The organism is Patulibacter sp. (assembly GCF_030655195.1).
Taxonomy (GTDB): Bacteria; Actinomycetota; Thermoleophilia; order Solirubrobacterales; family Solirubrobacteraceae; genus Patulibacter.
This window is the reverse complement of record NZ_JAURWA010000108.1, coordinates 1-18,056: the sequence shown is the minus strand read 5'-3', so window position 1 is coordinate 18,056 and position 18,056 is coordinate 1. Positions and strand designations below refer to the sequence as shown.

Here is an 18,056-nt window from a genome sequence, read left to right as displayed (position 1 = left end):
GTCGTCTCGTGGCCGCGTCGGCGGACGTCCGGCAGGCGACGGTCGGACGGGGGTCCCGCACGTCGTGTCCGGTGGTCGGGACGAGGAGCGTAGAACGCCGCCCGCCGACGTGTGCGCCACCGCACTCCCACCGTTCCCTACGCATCCGTAGTCCGCGCTACGCTACGGATCCGTAGCCGACCCGCCCGCCTCCCGTCCCCGGACGTCGCGGTCGGTCGGCCGAGCACCACCCCACCGAGCACAGGGAGCAGCAGATGAGCACCCCGACCGCCACGCGCGACCGCAGTCACGACGAGGCCTACGAGACGATGCTGCACACGCTCTCGGAGGGCTCGGTGCACGTGCACTTCGATCCCTACGAGGACATCGCCTGGGACTCCCCGGAGATGCAGATCGACAAGAACGACCCGCGGTGGGTCCTGTCGCCGGAGCTCGATCCCCTCGGGGGGACCGCGTGGTACCAGGCGCAGCCGCTCGAGCGCCGGATCGAGATCGGTCGTTGGCGCATGGTCAACGCCATCAAGGTCGGCGGCGCGTTCGAATCGATCCTGATCCGCGGTCTCATGCACTACGCGATGAGCCTGCCCAACGGGTCCGCCGAGTTCCGGTACTGCATGCACGAGATGACGGAGGAGTGCAACCACATCCAGATGTTCCAGGAGCTGGTCAACCGCTCCGGCACGGACGTCCCCGGGATGCGCCCGCTCTTCAAGGCCGCCACGCCGCTGATCGGCGTCGCCGGCGGCTACCTGCCGGTGGTCCTGATGGTCGGCATCCTCGCCGGCGAGGAGCCCATCGACCACTACCAGAAGGCCATGCTGCGCGAGGGCGTCGAGCTGCCCCCGGCGATGCTCCGCACGATGGAGATCCACATCGCCGAGGAGGCGCGCCACATCTCCTTCGCCGACGAGTTCCTGCGGCTGCGCGTCCCGCGCCTGGGCCGCATCCAGAAGCACCTCCTGGCCGTCGCGTTCCCGGTCATCATGCGCTGGCTCGCCGGCGAGATCATGACGACGCCCAAGTCGATCAAGAAGCGCTTCGACATCCCGGACGACGTCTTCCGCCAGGCGTTCTGGCAGAGCCCGCACGCCCGCAGCGTCATGTCCTCCTACTTCGGCGACATGCGCCGTCTGTGCACCGACGTCGGGCTGATGACGCCGATGGCCAAGCGCATGTGGAAGCGCATGGGCATCGACGGCGAGCCGTCCAACTACCGCGGCGAGCCGGACCGCACGGCCACGCTGGTCGCCTGATGCCCCACGTCGTCACGCAGTCCTGCGTCGGCGACGGGTCGTGCGTCTTCGCCTGCCCCGTCAACTGCATCCAGCCCTCGCCGGACGACCCGGCGTTCGAGCTCGCCGAGATGCTGCACGTCGACCCGACGAGCTGCATGGACTGCGGCGCGTGCATCAGCGCGTGCCCGGTCGACGCGATCAAGCCGCACACGCAGCTGACGGAGGAGGAGCGGGTCTTCGCCGGGATCAACGCGGACTACTACGCCGTCCCCAAGGCCCGTCCGGTCATGGCCCCGATGCGTCCGCGCCTGGTCGTCAAGGACCGCGGCGAGCCGCTGCGGGTCGCGATCGTCGGGTCCGGCCCGGCGGCGATGTACGCCGCGGAGGAGCTCCTGACCGTCCCCGGCGCCCACGTCGACGTCTACGAGCGGCTCGACCGGCCGTTCGGCCTGGTGCGCTCCGGCGTGGCGCCCGACCACCGGCGCACCCGCCGGGTCAGCCGGCAGATGGAACGGATCAGCACCCACGAGCGGCTGACGCTGCACCTGGGCGTGGAGATCGGCCGCGACGTCACCCACGACGGTCTGCTGCAGGACCACCACGCCGTGATCTACGCCGTCGGCGCGGCGTCGGACCGTCGTCTGGAGATCCCGGGCGCCGAGCTGCCCGGCGTGTTCTCGGCCACCGAGCTGGTCGGCTGGTACAACGGCCACCCCGACCACGCCGAGCGGACGCCGGACCTGTCCCACCGTCGGGCGGTCGTCATCGGCAACGGCAACGTCGCCCTCGACGTCGCCCGCGTCCTGACGCAGGACCCCGAGGCGCTCGTCGACAGCGAGATCGCCCCGCACGCGCTGCAGGCGCTGCGGGAGAGCCGGATCGAGGAGGTCGTCGTCGTCGCCAGGCGCGGGGTCGAGGCCGCCGCGTTCACGCTGCCCGAGCTCGTCGGGCTGCGCTCGACCCCGGGCGTCGCGCTCGACGTGCCCGACGCCGAGCTGGCCGCCGTGGCCCCCGGCCACGCCAAGGCGGACCTGCTGCGGTCGCTGCCTCCCGCCGCGCCCGGCGACCGGCGGATCGCCCTGCGGTTCCTGCGCAACCCGACGCAGGTCGTCGGCGACGGCGCCGTCGAGGCGCTCGAGGTCGAGCGCACGACGATCGACGAGCACGGCGTGCTGGTCGGCACGGGCGAGCTCGAGCGGCTCGACGCCGGGCTGATCGTCACGTCGATCGGCTACCGCGGGCTGCCCGTCGGCGAGCTGCCCTACGACGCCGCCCGCGGCGTCGTGCCCAACGCCGCCGGCCGGGTCGTCGACCCCGCGACCGCCGAGCCGCACCCCGGCACGTACGTCGCCGGGTGGATCAAGCGCGGGCCGTCGGGCTTCATCGGCACGAACAAGGGCTGCTCGCAGGACACCGTCGCGGCCCTGATCGACGATTGGAACGCCGGCGCGCTCGGGTCGCTCCCCGCGCCCGCCGCCCGGCCCGGCACACCCGAGGGCCGCCAGCGCCGCGCCCGTCTGCGGGCGCTGGCCGGCCAGGCGTTCGCCGGCCGCTGGTAGGCCGTCGGGGCGCGGGCCCGCCGTCCCGGCGGGCTGCCCCCGGCGGGTCGCCCCCGGCGGGTCGCCCCCGGCGGGCGGTCCGTCGGTGGGGGCCTCCGGCCGCGCGCGCGGACTGCGGCGGGACCTCCGCCGCCGGGGGCGTGAACCACGGGTGACGTTCTTCCGGGGGCGCATGAGGCTCCCCACCTCCGGGGCAGACGACGGGCCTCGCACCCGAAGGAAGAGGTCCCCCCATGATCCTGCGCATCGACCGGTGGCTCGCCGAGCTGCCGCCCCCCACCGATCCGGACCCGGCCCAGGCGGCCGTCGTCCAGGAGCTGATGGGCGGGAAGTTCGGCGAGATGTCGACCTTCCTGAACTACACGTTCCAGTCGTTCAACTTCCGCGAGCGCAACAAGGCGCGCCCGTTCTTCGACCTCATCTCGAACATCGCCGCCGAGGAGTTCGGCCACATCGAGCTCGTCGCCGCGACGATCAACTCGATGCTCACGGACTCCAAGAGCATCAAGGACGAGGTCGACACCCAGACGTCGCCGCTGCTGGGCCTGCCCGGCATCCCCGGCAACCCGCACCACTACGTCAACGGCGGCAAGGGTGCGCTGCCGCAGGACTCCCGCGGTCTGCCGTGGACCGGCGACAACGTCTTCTCCTCCGGCGACCTGCTCTCGGACCTGACGCACAACTACTTCCTGGAGACCGGCGCCCGCTCGGGCAAGCTGCGCGTCTACGAGGCCTGCGACCACCCGGCCGCCCGCGCGCTGACGGGCTACCTGCTCGTCCGCGGCGGCGTCCACCAGGTCGCCTACGCCCGCGCGGTCGAGAACCTCACCGGCGCGGACCTGACCAAGCTGTTCCCCGGTCCGCGCGTCCCGTCCGACGCGATCAAGGAGTCCCAGCCGTACATCGAGAAGGGCGACCACCGTCGCCTGTACCGCTTCTCGCCGGACGACTACCGCGAGCTGTCGGCGGTCTTCAACGGCAACCACCCCGAGACGGGCGAGCCGCTCGAGGTCGTCGACGAGGACCCGTCCCTGCGGCCGCTGCCCGTCGACCTGCCCGCGCAGAACGACGTCTTCGCGCCCGCCTACGCGATGGGCGAGATCGACGAGATCGTCACGAAGCTCCGCAAGGACGCGGGCTTCCCGGACGAGGTCATCGGCGAGGTCGCCAACCCGGGGACGTGATCCGGACGCCGGTGGCCGTCAGGCGCTGACGGCCGCCGGTGCTGTCGGGGCGATCGGGGCGGCCGACCAGTCCGCCACGAGCAGGGCGTCGACGAGCGCCGACTCCGCCAGGCCCGGAGGCGTGCGCGTCGCCACGGCGACCGCGCGCTCCAGGGTCGGCGCCAGGCGCCGCGCGAGCGGACGGGCCGTCGCGTCGACCGCCCCCTCCGGGACGACCGCGAAGCCGATCCCGGCGGTCGCCAGGCGGATGGCCGTGTCGACCTGCGTGGTGCGGGCCACGGTGTCGACCTCGACGCCCTCCCGCCGCATCGCCTCGGTCAGCAGGCGCTCCTCGACGCAGCCCGCACCGTGGCTGATCCAGGCGCGGCCCCCGAGCGATCGCAGCCGGACGGGCGCACCGCAGCCCAGCAGCGCGTCGCCCTCGGGCAGGACGACGACGAACGCCTCCACGCCGAGCGGGTGCACCTGCAGGTCCGAGGCGTCCGGGAGGCCGCCGACCGCGACGTCCGCCGTCCCGGTGCGCACCGCCCGTTCGAGCTCGGCGCACGCCCCGACCTCGACGACCTCGATCCGCAGGGCCGGGTGCAGCCGGCGCAGCACGCCCAGCGCGGCGGGCAGCTGCAGCACGGCGTGGGAGCGCTCGACCGCCACGATCAGCTCGCCCGCGATCGCCCCGCCGCAGGCCTGCGCGACGGTCCGGGCGCGACGGGAGGCGTCGAGCGCGGCGCGGGCGTCGGTGAGGAACCCGCGGCCGGCGGCGGTCGGAACCAGGCCGCGGCCGCCGCGCACGAACAGCTCGACCCCGAGCTCGCGCTCGAGCGTGCGCAGCTGCTGCGACAGCGACGGCTGGGCCACGTGCAGCGCCTCTGCGGCGGCCGTCACCGATCCGGCGTCGGCGATCGCGACGACGTACTCCATCTGGCGGAGGGTCATGGCCGAATCATAGCCCTGGGCTATGGGCGGGTGAGCGAGCGAGTCTTTGCGGCTGTGGCGTGCCGGTGACAGCCTCGGGGCATGTCGTTCCACACCCCGTCCCCACGTCCGCCGCTCGGCGTGTGGTCCCCGCCGATCCTCCTGCTCGCCGCCGTCGCCTTCGCGGTCGGCTCCGCCGAGTTCGTCGGGGTCGGCGCGGTCCCCGAGATCGCCCGTGGCCTGGGCGTGGGGGAGGACGCGGCGGGGCTCACCGTGTCGCTCTACGCCGCGGGCGTCGCGCTGGCGGCGCTGCCCGTCTCCGTCGCGGTCGGCCACCTGCCGCCGCGGCGGCTCCTCGTGACGCTGCTGGCGATCTTCGCCGCCGCGCACGTCGTGATGGTCGCCGCCCCGTCGCTGCCGGTGCTGCTCGCCGGCCGCCTCGTCGCGGCCGCCACGCAGGCGGTCGCGCTCGGTGCGGCGCTGCACGCCGCCTCGACGCTCGTCGCCCCCGAGCGCCGCAGCACCGCCGTGGCGTTGGTCTTCGGAGGGCTGCTGAGCGCCATGTTCCTGGCCGCGCCGGCGGGCACCGTCGTCGCCGACGTCTTCGGCTGGCGCGCGGCGTTCGGCCTCATCGGCGTGTTCGGGCTGGCGCTCGCCGCCGCGGTCGCCGTGGTCGTCCCGCGGACGCCGGGGCAGGACGCCGTCGGGTGGTCGGCGCTGCGGCTCCTCCGCCGACCCGCCGTGCACCGGCCGTTGGCGACCTCGGCGGCCCAGCTGCTCGCCGCCGCCGTCCTCTTCGCCTACCTCGGCGTCTACCTCGAGCGGGTGCTCGGCGTGCGCGGCTCCGGCGTGGCGGTCGGCCTGGCCCTGTTCGGCGCGGCGGGGCTCGTCGGCAACGCCTTCGCGCCGACGATCGCGCGCCGGGTGGCGCACCGTGCGCCGTCGCTGCTGCTGGGCGTCGTCGGTCTGGCGCTCGTGACGGTCGGCCTGGCGGGTGGCCACCCGGGCCCGGCGCTGGCCGCCGTCGCGGTCTGGGGCGCGGCGCAGATGGCGCTGCAGCCGATCCTGACCGACCGGGCCATCGTCGCCGGCGGCTCGTTCGCGGCGACGCTGAACGTCGCCGGGGTCAACGCCGGCATCGCCATCGGCGGCCTGCTGGGCGGGGCCGTCGTCGGCGCCGGGTCGCCCGAGGCGCTGCCGTGGGTCGCCGCGGCGCTGACCGTCGGTGTCCTCGTCCCGGCGGCGCTCGGCAGCCGCGCCGCCGGGGCCACCCCGACCGGTGCACCCGCGGCGGCGCGCTAGGCCGTCCGCTCAGCCCGGGAACAGGCGGCCGTAGAAGCGCTCGACGAGGACCTCCCGGATCGCCGGCGGGGCCACGTCGAGGATCCGGTCGACGAGGGGGCCGCCCGTCCCGGCGTCCTCCGTGTCGACGCCCGCCGCGGCCGCGAAGCCGTCTAGCACCTCCTCCGTGACGAAGGACGGGTCGAGGCCCTGCAGGCCCTCGGCCAGGCCCTCCGGCAGCGGCTCGAGCTCCTGCACCCGGGCGGCGGCGACGGAGGCGGCCAGCACCTCGAGCAGGTCGTCGACCACCGGCAGGCTCCCCGCGTCGGCGGAGAGGTGCAGGCTCGCGGGGGACGCCCCGTACGAGAGCTGCGTCTGCACGCCGAAGCCGCGCGTCCGCGCCTCGTGGATGACGACGTGGATGTCGACGGCGGGGTCGTCGGAGGCGATCGCGACGAGCACCGACTCCGGCGTGCCGAGCACCCGGATCCCGTCGATCGTCTCGACGCCGGCCACGATCCGCACCGCGGCCTCGCGGGCCTCGGCGGTCACGCGGCGCAGCCCGTCGCGGCCGAGGTGCTGGAGCGACGCCCAAGCGGCGCCCGGACCGCCGGCAGTGCGGGCGCTCTGGATCGTCGGGTTGATGACGGGGTAGCCGGCCCACCGCGCCGACGCGAAGTACGCGGCCCGGCGACGCTCGGCGTCGGCGAAGAGGACGACCGACGCGCCCTTCGGCGTGTAGTTGTACTTGTGGACGTCGGCGGAGATCGACGTGACGCCCGGGACGCTCAGGTCGAACGGCGGGACCGGGTCGCCGTTCTCGCGCTGGAACGGCAGCAGGAACCCGCCGACGCACGCGTCGACGTGGAACGCGACGCCGGCCTCCGACGCGATCCGCGCGAGCTCCTCGATCGGGTCGATCACCCCGTGCGGGTACGACGGCGCCGAGCCGACGACGAGGACGGCCCGCTCGTCGAGGCGGTCGCGGAGCGACGCCGGGTCCGCGCGGAACGTCTCCGCGTCGACGGCGATCTCGACCACGTCGAGGCCGAGGTAGTGCGCCGCCTTGCGGAACGACGGGTGCGCGGTCTCGGGGACGACGATCGCGGGCCGCTCGACGTCCGGGCGCAGGTCGCGGGCGGACTTGACGGCCAGGAGGATCGACTCCGTCCCGCCGGAGGTCACGATGCCCGCGGTCGCCGGACCGCCGCCGAGGATCTCGCGGGTGGCGGCGACGATGCCGTTCTCGACCGCGGCGGTGCTCGTGAACGCCGTCGGGTCCAGCGCGTTGGTGGGCAGCATCTCGAGGAACGCCGCGGCGGTGAGCTCGTCGTGCTCGGCGGAGCCCGCGTCGTAGACGTAGGCCCACGTGCGGCCGCCGACCGTGGGCGCGTCGGCGGCACGCAACGCCCGGAGGTCGGCGAGGACGTCGGCGGGCGGCCGTCCGGAGTCGGGGAGCGTCATCGGTCGGCCTTCGGGGTCGGGGAGGACAGGAGGCGGTGGAGGCGGAGGAGGACGAGCAGGCTGAGCGCCCCGAGCAGGACCGGCCCGGCGGTCCAGCCCAGGAGCACGGCGTCGACGGCCGTCGCGGACTGCGCCACGCGCTCGTCGGCGTCGGAGGACGCGAACCCGGCGGCGGCCAGTACGAGGGCGTAGACGCCGGGGCCCAGCGCCGCACCGGCGGTCTCCCCGGCCGCCCAGACGCCCGTGAACGCCCCGGTCACCGGCCGGCCCAGGCGCTCGGACTCGGCGACGGTGACGTCCGGCAGCAGGCTCAGCGGCAGGAGCTGCAGTCCCGCGTAGGCCGCGCCCAGGACGCCGCAGAGGACGAGGGTCGGAGCGACGGCCCCGGCACGGGCGGCCAGCGTCAGGACGACGACGGCGGCCAGGAAGAGCACGGTGGCGCCGAGCAGCGCGGTGCTCTTGCCCCGGCGGTCCGCCGCGCGGCGCCACAGCGGCACGACCACCAGCGACGGGGCGATCAGGGCGACGAACATGACCGACGTCAGGCCGTGGTCGTCCAGCCGGTAGGTCGCGACGTACGGCGCGCCGGCCAGCAGGACGGCGACCGCGAGGGCCTGCAGCGCGTAGACGACGGCCAGCAGGCGGAACGGCGGGCTGTCCCAGGCGGTGCGGAGCGAGACCCGCAGGGACGGGGTCGCGGTGCCCGCCGGGGCGGGGGGATCGGGCACCCCCGCGGTGGCCCGCGCGGAGGCGGTGAGCGCCGCGAGGAGCACGAGGCCCAGGACGATCCCCATCAGCGCGTGGCCGCCGCGGCTGCCCGCGTCGCCCCCGGCGAGGACCGGACCCAGGCCGCCCGACACGAGGATCCCGACGGCCAGGAGCGCCACGCGCCAGCTCATCGTCCGGGTGCGCTCGGCGGGGTCGTCGGTCATCCGCGCGGGCAGGGCGATGTAGGGGACCTGGAAGAACGCGAACGCGGTGGCGAGCACCACGAACCAGGCGCCGACCCACAGGCCGCCGAGCGTCCCGTCGACGGGGGAGAGGAACAGCAGCGCGAACGCCGGGGGCAGCGCCCACGCCGCGCGCCGCATCCACCGCGCGCGCCGCTCGCCCCGGTCGAGCGCGCGGCCCACGAGCGGGGCCAGGACGACGTCCCACGCCTTGGGCAGCACGAGCAGCACGCCCGCGAGACCGGCGGCCACCCCGAGCACGTCGGTCAGGTAGTAGAGGAGCAGCAGCCCCGGGACGGTGACGACGATCCCGGTGCCGACCGACCCCACGCCGTAGCCGACGCGCAGGCGCCGGTCGACGAGCGGCGACGTTCCCGGCGTGGTCCTGCGCGCTCCCGTCCCCGCCGCCGGGCCGGTGCCGGCGGCGGTGTCCCCCGTCAGGCCCACGGACTACCGGGGCCGGTGCCGGTCGAAGCCCACGACGAGCTGGTAGGTCGGGCGGTTCTGCCAGGGGATCATCGGCTGGCTGAGGCCGCCGAGCGAGCGCTGGTCGATGGCGTCGTAGCAGAGCTGCCGATCGAGCTTCGCGTTGGCCTGCTTCGCGCAGATCGGGTCCGACGGGTAGGTCGTCGCGATCGGGACGGCGACCGCGTCGCGCAGGGTGGAGAGCAGCGCGGCCTTGCACGCCTCGCGATCGCCGCCGCCGCAGAACGGGCGGACGTACTTCTGGCGGACGCGCTGCCCGAGCAGGGTCCGCAGGTCCTTCGCGGCGTAGCCGTACCAGGCGTTCTGGTACGCCGAGCCCTGGTGCTTGGAGGGGAGCGGATCGCCGCTGGACGGGGCGCCCGGGCCGTCGTCGACGGTGTGCTTGTACAGCGTGCCGAGGCGGTCGTAGGCGGCCGCACCCAGGACGGGGCGGAACTGGGCGCGGGCCCAGCGCGGCCACCACGCGTCGAGGATGCGGATCGCCTCGGCGTGGTCGTAGCGCCCGTCGCCGTCCCGGTCCTCCCTGGTCCAGCCGTCCTTCCCCCAGGCCCGCAGCAGCGCGATCGCGCGTCGGGTCGTCGGGTCGGTCCCGTCGCCGGTGACCTGCAGGGCGAGCGGGAGCAGCTCCTGGCCGCGCAGGTCGGTCACGGACGCGCGGGACATGGCGTCGACGACCTGCGGCAGCGAGACCTTGGCGCCCCCCTGCAGCCGGAGGTCGAGCTGGCGGTCGAGGATCTGGGACCGGTAGACGCTCGAGAACAGCGAGGTGTCCGACCCGGCGAACCCGGGAGCCTGGCGGTTGTTCCACGACGTGATGTACCCCTGGCCGTTGATCCGCTGCGGGTGCGCGGTCGCCGGCAGCCGGGCGGAGACCCACGTGTCGGGGTTCCAGTCCGCCCACGGCTTCGCACCGTCGATCGGCACCTGGCCCGTGGCCTTCGCGGGCCGCTGCGGCAGCCAGCCGGCGGTGATCATCGCCGCGTCGCGGTCGTCGACGTAGAACCAGTTGAACGTGTAGCCGACGGCCTCGGTGGCGGCCTGGAAGGACTTGGCGTCGCGGATCGCGGCCGGCTCGTTGAAGCGCTTGAAGCCGATCGCCGAGTCGGCCTCGTGCATGTAGGTCGTGCGCAGCTGGGTCAGGAGGACGGGCTTGCCGCCGACCCGCGCCCGGCCGCGGACGATGCCGAGCTTCGTGCGCTGCGCGACGTAGGTGATCGACCCCGCGGGCGTGCTGTCGCCGAGCGACGGCGCCCAGGTCGACGTCGTCCGCAGCTGCTCGATCGCGGTGCAGGTGCCCCGGTAGAGGTAGTGGTCGCCGCCGTCCTTCGGGGTCCCGCCGCCCGGGTCGCAGACCGGCAGGACGAAGGTGTCGGTGACGTCCTCGTTGCCGGAGGTCGCGGACCAGGCGTAGTCGGTGCCGCGGCCGATCTCGACGTACATCCCGACGCCCGGGAAGGTCGCGCCGCGGGCGCTGATCCCGGGACCCTGGAGCTCCTGCTGCACGAGGATCTGGGGCGAGAAGTACGAGGTCTGCGGGCCGAAGACCGCCAGCGGCCTCCCGGTCGTGGTCGACGAGCCGGGGACGAGCAGCGCGTTGGACATGCTCGACGCGATGCCGCCCGGGAACAGGCCGTCGGTCGGACGCGGCACCGTCGTGGCGCTCTTCGCCGCGGCGCCGCGCGTCGCGGCCTTCCGCACGGGGTTGCCGTGGAAGTCGAACGAGTCGTCGGCCGTCACGGGCGCCAGGCGGATCGAGCCGGTGTCGGGCAGCAGCTCGTCGGTCCCGATCGCGTCCGGTGCGGAGACGGGACGCTGGTAGGGGAACCAGGTCGCGCTGCGCTTGGCGTCCGCGCCCTTCGGGCACCGCCTCGCGCGGTGGAGCCTCCCGCGCGCGGTCCTCGCCGGCTTCAGGTCGGCCGGTCGCTCGGCGCAGGCCTTGCGGGCCGTCGCGTCGGCGCCGGGATGGATCGTCGTGGGCGCGTCCGGGTCGTCGAAGGCCATGAGCTGCCGCCAGAGCCGCAGGCCGTCGCCCGTGCCGAGCTTCTGCTGCAGGGCCTGAAGGACGTTCGCGGTGTCGGTCTCCGCGCCGCCGCCCGCACCGAACTGGCTGCCGACGATCGTGGCGATGGAGACCACGTCGGTGGTCGTGAACGGGTCGGGCCCCCCGGGGTGGCCGAGCAGGGCGTACTCGCCGGGCAGCTTCTGCCCGCCCGCGCGCGCGTCGGCGATGTAGCGGTTGATCCCGTCGATGTAGTCGCGGATGTCCGTCTGGACCTGCGCGCCCTCGGCCCCGTAGAGGTCGTCGAGCTGCTCGAACTGCCGGACGCGGTCCTGCTCGGTGTATGGAGCGAAGGCCCAGACCTGCGCGTCGAAGGCGCGGTTGCCCGGCGCCCCGCCGGCGAGCGACGAGAGCTGCGCCCGGCCGACGTGGCGCAGGGCGTCCATGAGGAAGAGCCGGTCCTGCGCGTTGGCGTACCCGGCGCCGAACTCCAGCCCCGCCCGCGTCGAGCCGGTGATGTGCGGGACCCCGACCCCCTTGTCGCGGACGATCGTGACGTCGGGCCGCGGGCTGATGCTCGACTCGACGTCGCCGGAAGCGACGCCGAAGCCGGCGGGGGTGAAGAACTCCGGCAGCCGACCGGCGGTCAGGCCGGGGGTGGCGTTCGGCAGCGCGGCGTAGCGGGACAGCTGGTCGCCGCCGTGATCCGGGACGGACGTCGGACCGATGAGCTTGTTGCCCAGGATGTCGACGACGTTCGCCCCGCCGGCGGACCCGGGAGGCAGGACCTCGCGGACGGTCCCCCCGCCGGTGTCGCCGGCCCCGGGGCCGGCGGGGGTCGGAGCCGCCCCGGCCGGGCCGGCGGAGCACGCGGCGAGCATCACCGCCGCGGCGATCGCGGCCGTCCGGCGCGCCCGCCGACGTGGGCGGGATGGGTGGGGCGCGGGTGCGGACACCGGGGTCCGGGGCGTTCCGTGGTGCATGGATCTCGATCCGGTCGCTGATGCCTGGGGTACGGCGGACGAGGCCGCGAGCCTCTCACGCCCGACCACGGGCGTCGAGGGGGGTCAGGCGTCCGCGCCGGGGCTGCGCAGTGGCGGGACGGCCCATCACCCGTCCACGCGTCGCCGGTGCACCGCGGTCGGTGGCGAAGGTCGACCGACCCGACCGCGCCAGGCCTGAATCACATGAATCCGTATTGGGATTTGCATGTTGTGCTCGCGATGCGCTACGTTCCCACCGTGGCACCCACGCCGAACACCCCCGAGGCCTTCGTGACGTGTGCGCGGCGGCGACCGGTGTCGGGAGCGAGGGCCGCTCCCCGACGTCGGTGCGCCGCGTAGGGCAGGACGACCCGCCCACGGCCCGGGGCGCACGACCTCTCTCCCGTGCGGCTGCACCCGGGCCCGCCGGCTCCTCGTCCGGGCCTTCACCGCGATCCTCGCCACCGCCGGCCCTCGGGCCCGCACCACGCAGACCGTGCCGACGGGACCTCCGCCGGCACGGGGTGGGCGGACCCCCGGGGCCCGGCGGCGGCGACGGATCGTGAGCCCGGCGCCGCTCGTGCGGGTACCCGCGGCCCCATGGCCCCGCCGCACGGCAAGCGCACCGAGACGATCGTCCACGAGCAGGATCCGTTCAACGCGGAAACCGCACCCGCCGACCTGGTGGCGTCGGCGATCACGCCGACCGACGCGTTCTACTCGCGCAACCACGGTGCGATGCCCCGGGTCGACGCCGTCGCGTGGGCGCTGACGATCGAGGGGCTCGTCGACCGGCCGCTCCGCCTGACGCTCGCCGACCTGCGAGACGGCCGCTTCCCCGTTCGCCGCGAGACCGCCACGCTGCAGTGCGCCGGCAACCGGCGGCGCGGGCTCATCGAGGTGCGGGAGATCCCCGGCGAGGCGCCGTGGGGCCCGGGGGCGACCGGGACCGCGGTGTGGGAGGGCGTGGCGCTGGCCGACGTCCTCGACGCCGCACGCCCGGCGGACGCCGCGAGCGACGTGGCCTTCGTCGGGCTGGACCGGTCGGAGGAGGCCGATCCGCCGCAGCCGTTCGCGGGCTCGATCCCGCTGCGCAAGGCCCGGCGCCCGGAGGTGCTCCTGGCCTGGGGCATGAACGGCGCCCCGCTCCCGGTCGCCCACGGTGCGCCGGTCCGCGTCGTCGTCCCGGGCTTCGTCGGCGCGCGGAGCGTGAAGTGGCTCGACCGGATCGAGCTGCGGGACCGGCCGTGGGACGGGTTCTTCCAGGACGTCGTCTACCGGCTCCTGCCGCCGGAGGCCGAGCCCGGTCCCGGCGCGGGGATCCCGCTCGGCGAGATCGCCCTGAACGCCGCGATCCTCGAGCCGCAGGACGGGCGCGAGGTGCGGGCGGGGCGCACGACGGTCCGGGGCTACGCGTTCGCCGGCGGTGAGCGCACGGTCGCGCGCGTCGACGTCTCGGCGGACGGCGGGGAGACCTGGGTCCAGGCCGACCTGGGCGACGACCACGGCCGGTGGGCCTGGCGGATCTGGTCCTGTCCGGTCGACCTGCCGTCCGGCCCGGCCGAGCTGGTCGCGCGGGCGTGGGACAGTGCCGGCGCGAGCCAGCCGGAGCGGGCCGGGCCGCTGTGGAACCCGAAGGGCTACGTCAACAACGCGTGGAGCCGGGTGCGGCTGGACGTCGGGTGCGCAGGCGCACGCTAAAACGGATCCGATATAGGTAGTTTTCGTTGGCCGCATGATCCTGGTCGACGCCCTCACCAAGTCGTTCCGCCGCGACGGACGCGATGTCCTCGTCCTGGACGACGTCTCCCTCAGCGTGGGGACCGGGCGCATCGCCGGCGTGATCGGGCCCAGCGGCGCGGGCAAGAGCACGCTCGCCCGCTGCATCAACCTGCTGGAGCGTCCCACGTCGGGGACGATCACCGTCGGCGAGCAGGAGCTGACGTCGCTCGACGACCGGCGCCTGCAGGCCGCGCGCCGCAGCATCGGCACGATCTTCCAGTCCGCCAACCTGCTCTCCTCGCGGACGGTCGCGGGCAACGTCGCGCTGCCGCTCGAGATCGCCGGCGTCCCGCGGGGGGAGCGCCGCGAGCGGGTCGCGGAGCTCGTCGCCCGCGTCGGCCTGGAGGACCACGCCCGGTCCTACCCGGCGCAGCTCTCCGGGGGGCAGCGCCAGCGCGTCGGCATCGCCCGCGCGCTCGCGCTGCGCCCCAGCGTCCTGCTCTCCGACGAGGCGACCTCGGGCCTGGACCCCGACACGACGCGCTCGATCCTCGCGCTGCTGCGGGGCCTGCGGGACGACCTCGGCCTGACGATCCTCCTGATCACGCACGAGATGGAGGTCGTCCGCGACGTCTGCGACCAGGTCGCGCTGCTGCGCGACGGGCGGATCGTCGAGCAGGGCGACGTCGCCTCGCTCGTCGCCGACCCCGCGTCCGCGCTCGGCCGCGGCCTCGTGCCCGCCCGGCCGGTCGGCACGACGCCCACCGGGGCGCAGGCCTGGCGGGTCACCTACACCGACCGCGCCGTCGACCCCGGCTGGCTCGCTGGCCTGCAGGACGAGCTCGGCACCCGCGTCGCGCTCCTGGGCGCGAGCGTCGAGGCCGTCGGCGGCCGGCCCTCGGGCCACGTCACGGTCGCCCTCGACGACGCCGGGCTGGACCTCGCCGCCCGCCTGGGGGACCGGGGCCTCTTCGCGGAGCGCCTCGGTGCGGACGACGAGGCGCAGCCGCCGTCGGCCGTCGCCGACCTCGTCGCCGCGCCGCCCACTGCGGCAGAGGACCCCGGCACGCCGGTCACCCGCCCGTCCACCACCGCGCCGTCCGCCACCGACCCCGCGGCCGGCGCCCGGACGGGGGAGTCCGCATGAGCACCGTCCTCGCCGCCGCCACGCCGTGGGGGGAGATCTGGCCGCTGCTCCAGCCCGCGCTCGGGCAGACCATGGCGATGATCGTCGTCTCGACCGCGATCACCGGCGTCCTGGGCCTGCTGCTCGGCGTGCTGCTGCACACCACCGGCCGGGACGGCCTGCGGCCGCTGCCGCCCGTCAACGCGCTGCTCGGGCTGGTCGTCGGCATCGGCCGGTCGGTGCCGTTCATCGTGCTGCTCGCGGCGATCATCCCGTTCACGCGGCTGGTCGTCGGCACGTCGCTGGGCACCAGCGCCGTCATCGTCCCGCTCGTCGTGGGCATGACCCCGTTCTACGCCCGCGTCGTCGAGGGGTCGCTGCGCGAGGTCCCGCGCGGCCTCGTCGAGATGGCCCGCGCCGCCGGGGCCAGCCGCCTGCAGACCACCCTCAAGGTCGTCCTCCGCGAGGCCGCGCCCGGTCTCGTCGGCGGCCTCACGATCACCCTCGTCGCGATCGTCGGCTTCTCCGCCATGGCCGGCACCGTCGGCGGCGGCGGCCTCGGCGCCCTCGCGATCGACTACGGCTACAACCGCTACGACGGCAACGTGATGCTCGCGACCGTCGTCCTGCTCGTGGTGATCGTCCAGCTCTTCCAGTTCGCCGGCGACCTCGTGGTCCGCCGCATCTCGCATCGATGAACACCATCCGAAGGTCACCCATGCCCGTACGAATCCGCGCGATCCTCGCGCTCCTCGCCACCGTCGTCCTCGGCCTCGGGCTGACGGCCTGCGGCAGCGACGACGACTCGTCCGCCTCGTCCGGCTCGTCGACCACCGCCTCCTCCGAGCCGCTGAAGGTCGGCGCCAGCCCCGTCCCGCACGCCGAGATCCTCGACTACGTCTCGAAGAACCTCGCGCCGAAGGCCGGCCTGAAGCTCGAGGTCAAGACGTACGACGACTACATCCAGCCGAACGTCGCCCTCCAGGAGGGCCAGCTGGACGCGAACTACTTCCAGACCGTCCCGTACCTCGACGCGCAGAAGAAGGACAACCCGGACTACGCCGACCTCGTCGCGCTGAAGCCGGTGCACCTCGAGCCGCTGGGCATCTACTCCAAGGACATCAAGGACATCGCGGCCGTCCCGAACGGCGCGTCGGTGACGCTGTCCAACGACCCGGCCAACGAGGCCCGCGGCCTGAAGCTGCTGCAGCAGGCCAAGCTCATCACCCTGAAGGCCGACGCGCCGGACAACGCCACCCCGCGCGACATCGAGGACAACCCGAAGGACCTGAAGTTCACGACGATCGCGCCGGCGAACCTGCCGCGCACGCTCGACGACACGGACCTCTCGGTCATCAACGGCAACTACGCGATCGAGGCGAAGCTGACGCCCGCCACCGACGCGCTGGTGCTCGAGGACGCGGCGAACAACCCCAACGCCAACCTCCTCGTCGTCAAGAAGGACGAGGAGACCGACCCGCGCGTGGTCAAGCTCGAGGAGCTCCTGCACTCGCCCGAGGTCAAGACCTTCATCCAGGACCGCTACAAGGGGTCCGTGATCCCCTCGTTCTAGTCGCGAGGAGGCGTCCGGCGCGACCGGCCGACCTCCGTCGCCGGGCGTCCGGCGGGCCGGGCCCGGCCCGCCGTCGCCGTCGGCCGGGCGCGGGCACGCTGCGCGCGGTCCCCGCGCGCGTCAGCCCTCGTTCAGGGCGACCGCGGCGCGGACCAGGTCCCGGAACGCGTCGGCGTCGAGCTCGTCGCCCTCCGCCAGGTCGATCGCCCGACGGACGTTGCCGTCGAGGCTCGAGTTGAAGAGCCCCGCCGGGTCCGGCAGCGACGCGCCCCGGGCGAACGTCAGCTTGACCTTCGCCTTGTACGTCTCGCCGGTGCAGACGATCTTGCCGTGGTACCAGGTGGGCACCCCGCGCCACTTCCACTCCTCGACGACGTCGGGGTCGGCGTCCTTGATCAGCTCCCGCGCGCGGGCCAGGGTCTCACCCCGCCAGTCGCCCAGCTCGGCGATCCGCCCGTCGATCAGCTGCGCGGGCGTCCGCTCGTCGCCCGCTCCCTCGTCCTGTGCCGTCATGGTCGCTCCGTCGCGATCGCCGTCGGTGTCCGCGGCAGCGTAGTCCCCGGGCGGTCGCTCAGCCTCGGCGGGCGGCCTCGGCGGACGGTTGCGACGCCCGTCAGCCGCGGCGCACGAACTCCGGCGGCTCGAGCGGCGACTCCCCGCGGCCGGAGGCGCCGCCGGCCGGACGCGCGCGGTCCGTCGCCGGGCGGGCACCCTCGGCGGTGGTCCCGGCACGGGGAGGGGTGCGGCCCGGCCGGCCGCCGGCGTTCGGCGTCACGCGGTCCAGCGCCGCGATCAGCGCGGCGTGCGTCGCGCGGACGTCGTCGAGCAGGATCTTCGCGTTGACGTCCAGTGACCGGCCGAGCTCGCGCATGTCCTGCGACAGGTCCTCACCCTCGCGGAGCACGTGCTGGGCGACCTCGCGTGCCCTGCGCAGCGACGCCTGGGCCCGCTGCGCGGACTGCTCCTCGGTCTCCTTGGCGACGCGCAGCGCCTCGTCGCGCCGCTGCTCCGCCGTGGCGGTGACCGACCGCGACGCCTCCTCGGCGCGCGAGCGCAGCTCGGCGGCGCGGGCCTCGGCCTCCTGCACCTGCTGGGCGGCCAGCGCCTGGGCGCGGGCGACGAGGTCGCGGGCCTGCTCCGTCGCCTCGGACGTCACGGCCTCGGCGGCCTGCGTCGCGCGGCTGCGGTCCTCACCGATCGCGTTGCGCGTGGCCAGCTCGATCCGGGCGGCCTCGTCCTCGGCGGCGCGACGGCGCTCCTCCGCCTCCGCGGCCGCGGCCGCCCGCTCGCGCTCGGCCTCCGCGGCGGCCAGAGCCCGCAGGCGTTCGGCCTCGGCCTGCGCGGCGGCACGCTCACGCTCGGCCTCCTCGACGCCCTGCAGCCGCTCCCGCTCGGCCTCCGCCTCGGCGTCCTCGCGCAGTCGCGCGGCGTGCTCGTCGGCGTCGCGGCGGGCGGCGGCCGTCTCCTCGTCGATCCGCGCGCGGCCGTGGGCCAGGAGCTGCTCGGCGGCGGCACGCGCGTCGGCCAGCAGGTCCGCGGCCTCGGCCTCGGCGGCGTCGACCCGCAGCGCGGCGGCGCGCTC

General features: G+C 75.0%; 13 protein-coding genes and 1 pseudogene. 8 read left to right on the top strand and 6 right to left on the bottom strand.

The genetic code is table 11. The annotated features are described in order from the left end of the window. Window positions 1-254 precede the first annotated feature (254 nt). From Q7T67_RS11225 to Q7T67_RS11215, 3 genes are all read left to right on the top strand, one after another. Window positions 255-1,253: a diiron oxygenase gene (locus Q7T67_RS11225; protein ID WP_304789120.1), complete on the top strand. Its 999-nt coding sequence runs from the start codon at window positions 255-257 to the stop codon at window positions 1,251-1,253. After that, window positions 1,253-2,794 (top strand): 4Fe-4S binding protein, encoded by a 1,542-nt coding sequence (locus Q7T67_RS11220; RefSeq protein ID WP_304789118.1) that lies wholly within the window; start codon window positions 1,253-1,255, stop codon window positions 2,792-2,794. The genes Q7T67_RS11225 and Q7T67_RS11220 overlap by 1 nt, the downstream gene beginning before the upstream one ends. Window positions 2,795-3,027: 233 nt before the next feature. Further along, complete coding sequence (locus tag Q7T67_RS11215) at window positions 3,028-3,978, top strand: manganese catalase family protein (RefSeq protein ID WP_304789115.1); 951 nt, start codon at window positions 3,028-3,030, stop codon at window positions 3,976-3,978. Window positions 3,979-3,996: 18 nt separating this feature from the next. On the opposite strand, the gene Q7T67_RS11210 is transcribed toward Q7T67_RS11215, so the two are convergent. Next, complete coding sequence (locus Q7T67_RS11210; RefSeq protein ID WP_304789112.1) at window positions 3,997-4,911, bottom strand: LysR family transcriptional regulator; 915 nt, start codon at window positions 4,909-4,911, stop codon at window positions 3,997-3,999. Window positions 4,912-4,992: 81 nt separating this feature from the next. Between Q7T67_RS11210 and Q7T67_RS11205 the strand changes: the two genes are divergently transcribed. Beyond that, a complete protein-coding gene (locus tag Q7T67_RS11205) occupies window positions 4,993-6,192 on the top strand; it encodes an MFS transporter (protein ID WP_304789109.1) in 1,200 nt (399 codons plus the stop codon). Between the two features lie 9 nt (window positions 6,193-6,201). Here Q7T67_RS11205 and Q7T67_RS11200 read toward each other — a convergent pair whose 3' ends face one another. From Q7T67_RS11200 to Q7T67_RS11190, 3 genes are read right to left on the bottom strand one after another with little or no spacing between them, the layout of a single operon-like run. Continuing rightward, complete coding sequence (locus tag Q7T67_RS11200) at window positions 6,202-7,635, bottom strand: aspartate aminotransferase family protein (protein WP_304789106.1); 1,434 nt, start codon at window positions 7,633-7,635, stop codon at window positions 6,202-6,204. Then, window positions 7,632-9,032 carry an MFS transporter gene (locus Q7T67_RS11195; protein ID WP_304789103.1) on the bottom strand — a complete coding sequence of 467 codons (1,401 nt, stop codon included), beginning with the start codon at window positions 9,030-9,032 and terminating at the stop codon, window positions 7,632-7,634. Before Q7T67_RS11195 ends, Q7T67_RS11200 begins: the two co-directional genes overlap by 4 nt. 3 nt (window positions 9,033-9,035) lie before the next feature. Next, entirely contained in the window at window positions 9,036-11,951 is a 2,916-nt protein-coding gene (locus Q7T67_RS11190; RefSeq protein ID WP_304789302.1) for a penicillin acylase family protein, read from the bottom strand. 702 nt (window positions 11,952-12,653) lie between these two features. On the opposite strand from Q7T67_RS11190, the gene Q7T67_RS11185 reads away from it, so the two are divergent. The 4 genes from Q7T67_RS11185 to Q7T67_RS11170 are packed head-to-tail and all read left to right on the top strand — an operon-like array spanning window position 12,654 to window position 16,474. After that, window positions 12,654-13,754 carry a sulfite oxidase gene (locus tag Q7T67_RS11185; protein ID WP_304789100.1) on the top strand — a complete coding sequence of 367 codons (1,101 nt, stop codon included), beginning with the start codon at window positions 12,654-12,656 and terminating at the stop codon, window positions 13,752-13,754. A 34-nt stretch (window positions 13,755-13,788) separates the two neighbouring features. Next, the gene (locus tag Q7T67_RS11180) at window positions 13,789-14,922 is read left to right on the top strand and encodes a methionine ABC transporter ATP-binding protein (RefSeq protein ID WP_304789098.1); all 1,134 of its coding nucleotides are present in this window, start codon (window positions 13,789-13,791) and stop codon (window positions 14,920-14,922) included. Next, window positions 14,919-15,599 carry a methionine ABC transporter permease gene (locus Q7T67_RS11175; RefSeq protein ID WP_304789095.1) on the top strand — a complete coding sequence of 227 codons (681 nt, stop codon included), beginning with the start codon at window positions 14,919-14,921 and terminating at the stop codon, window positions 15,597-15,599. Before Q7T67_RS11180 ends, Q7T67_RS11175 begins: the two co-directional genes overlap by 4 nt. Before the next feature lie 20 nt (window positions 15,600-15,619). Continuing rightward, window positions 15,620-16,474 carry a MetQ/NlpA family ABC transporter substrate-binding protein gene (locus tag Q7T67_RS11170; protein WP_304789092.1) on the top strand — a complete coding sequence of 285 codons (855 nt, stop codon included), beginning with the start codon at window positions 15,620-15,622 and terminating at the stop codon, window positions 16,472-16,474. A gap of 120 nt (window positions 16,475-16,594) precedes the next feature. On the opposite strand, the gene Q7T67_RS11165 is transcribed toward Q7T67_RS11170, so the two are convergent. Beyond that, window positions 16,595-16,987: a DUF1801 domain-containing protein gene (locus tag Q7T67_RS11165; protein WP_304789089.1), complete on the bottom strand. Its 393-nt coding sequence runs from the start codon at window positions 16,985-16,987 to the stop codon at window positions 16,595-16,597. Between the two features lie 100 nt (window positions 16,988-17,087). After that, window positions 17,088-18,056, bottom strand: a pseudogene (locus tag Q7T67_RS11160) (hypothetical protein); the annotation flags it as partial.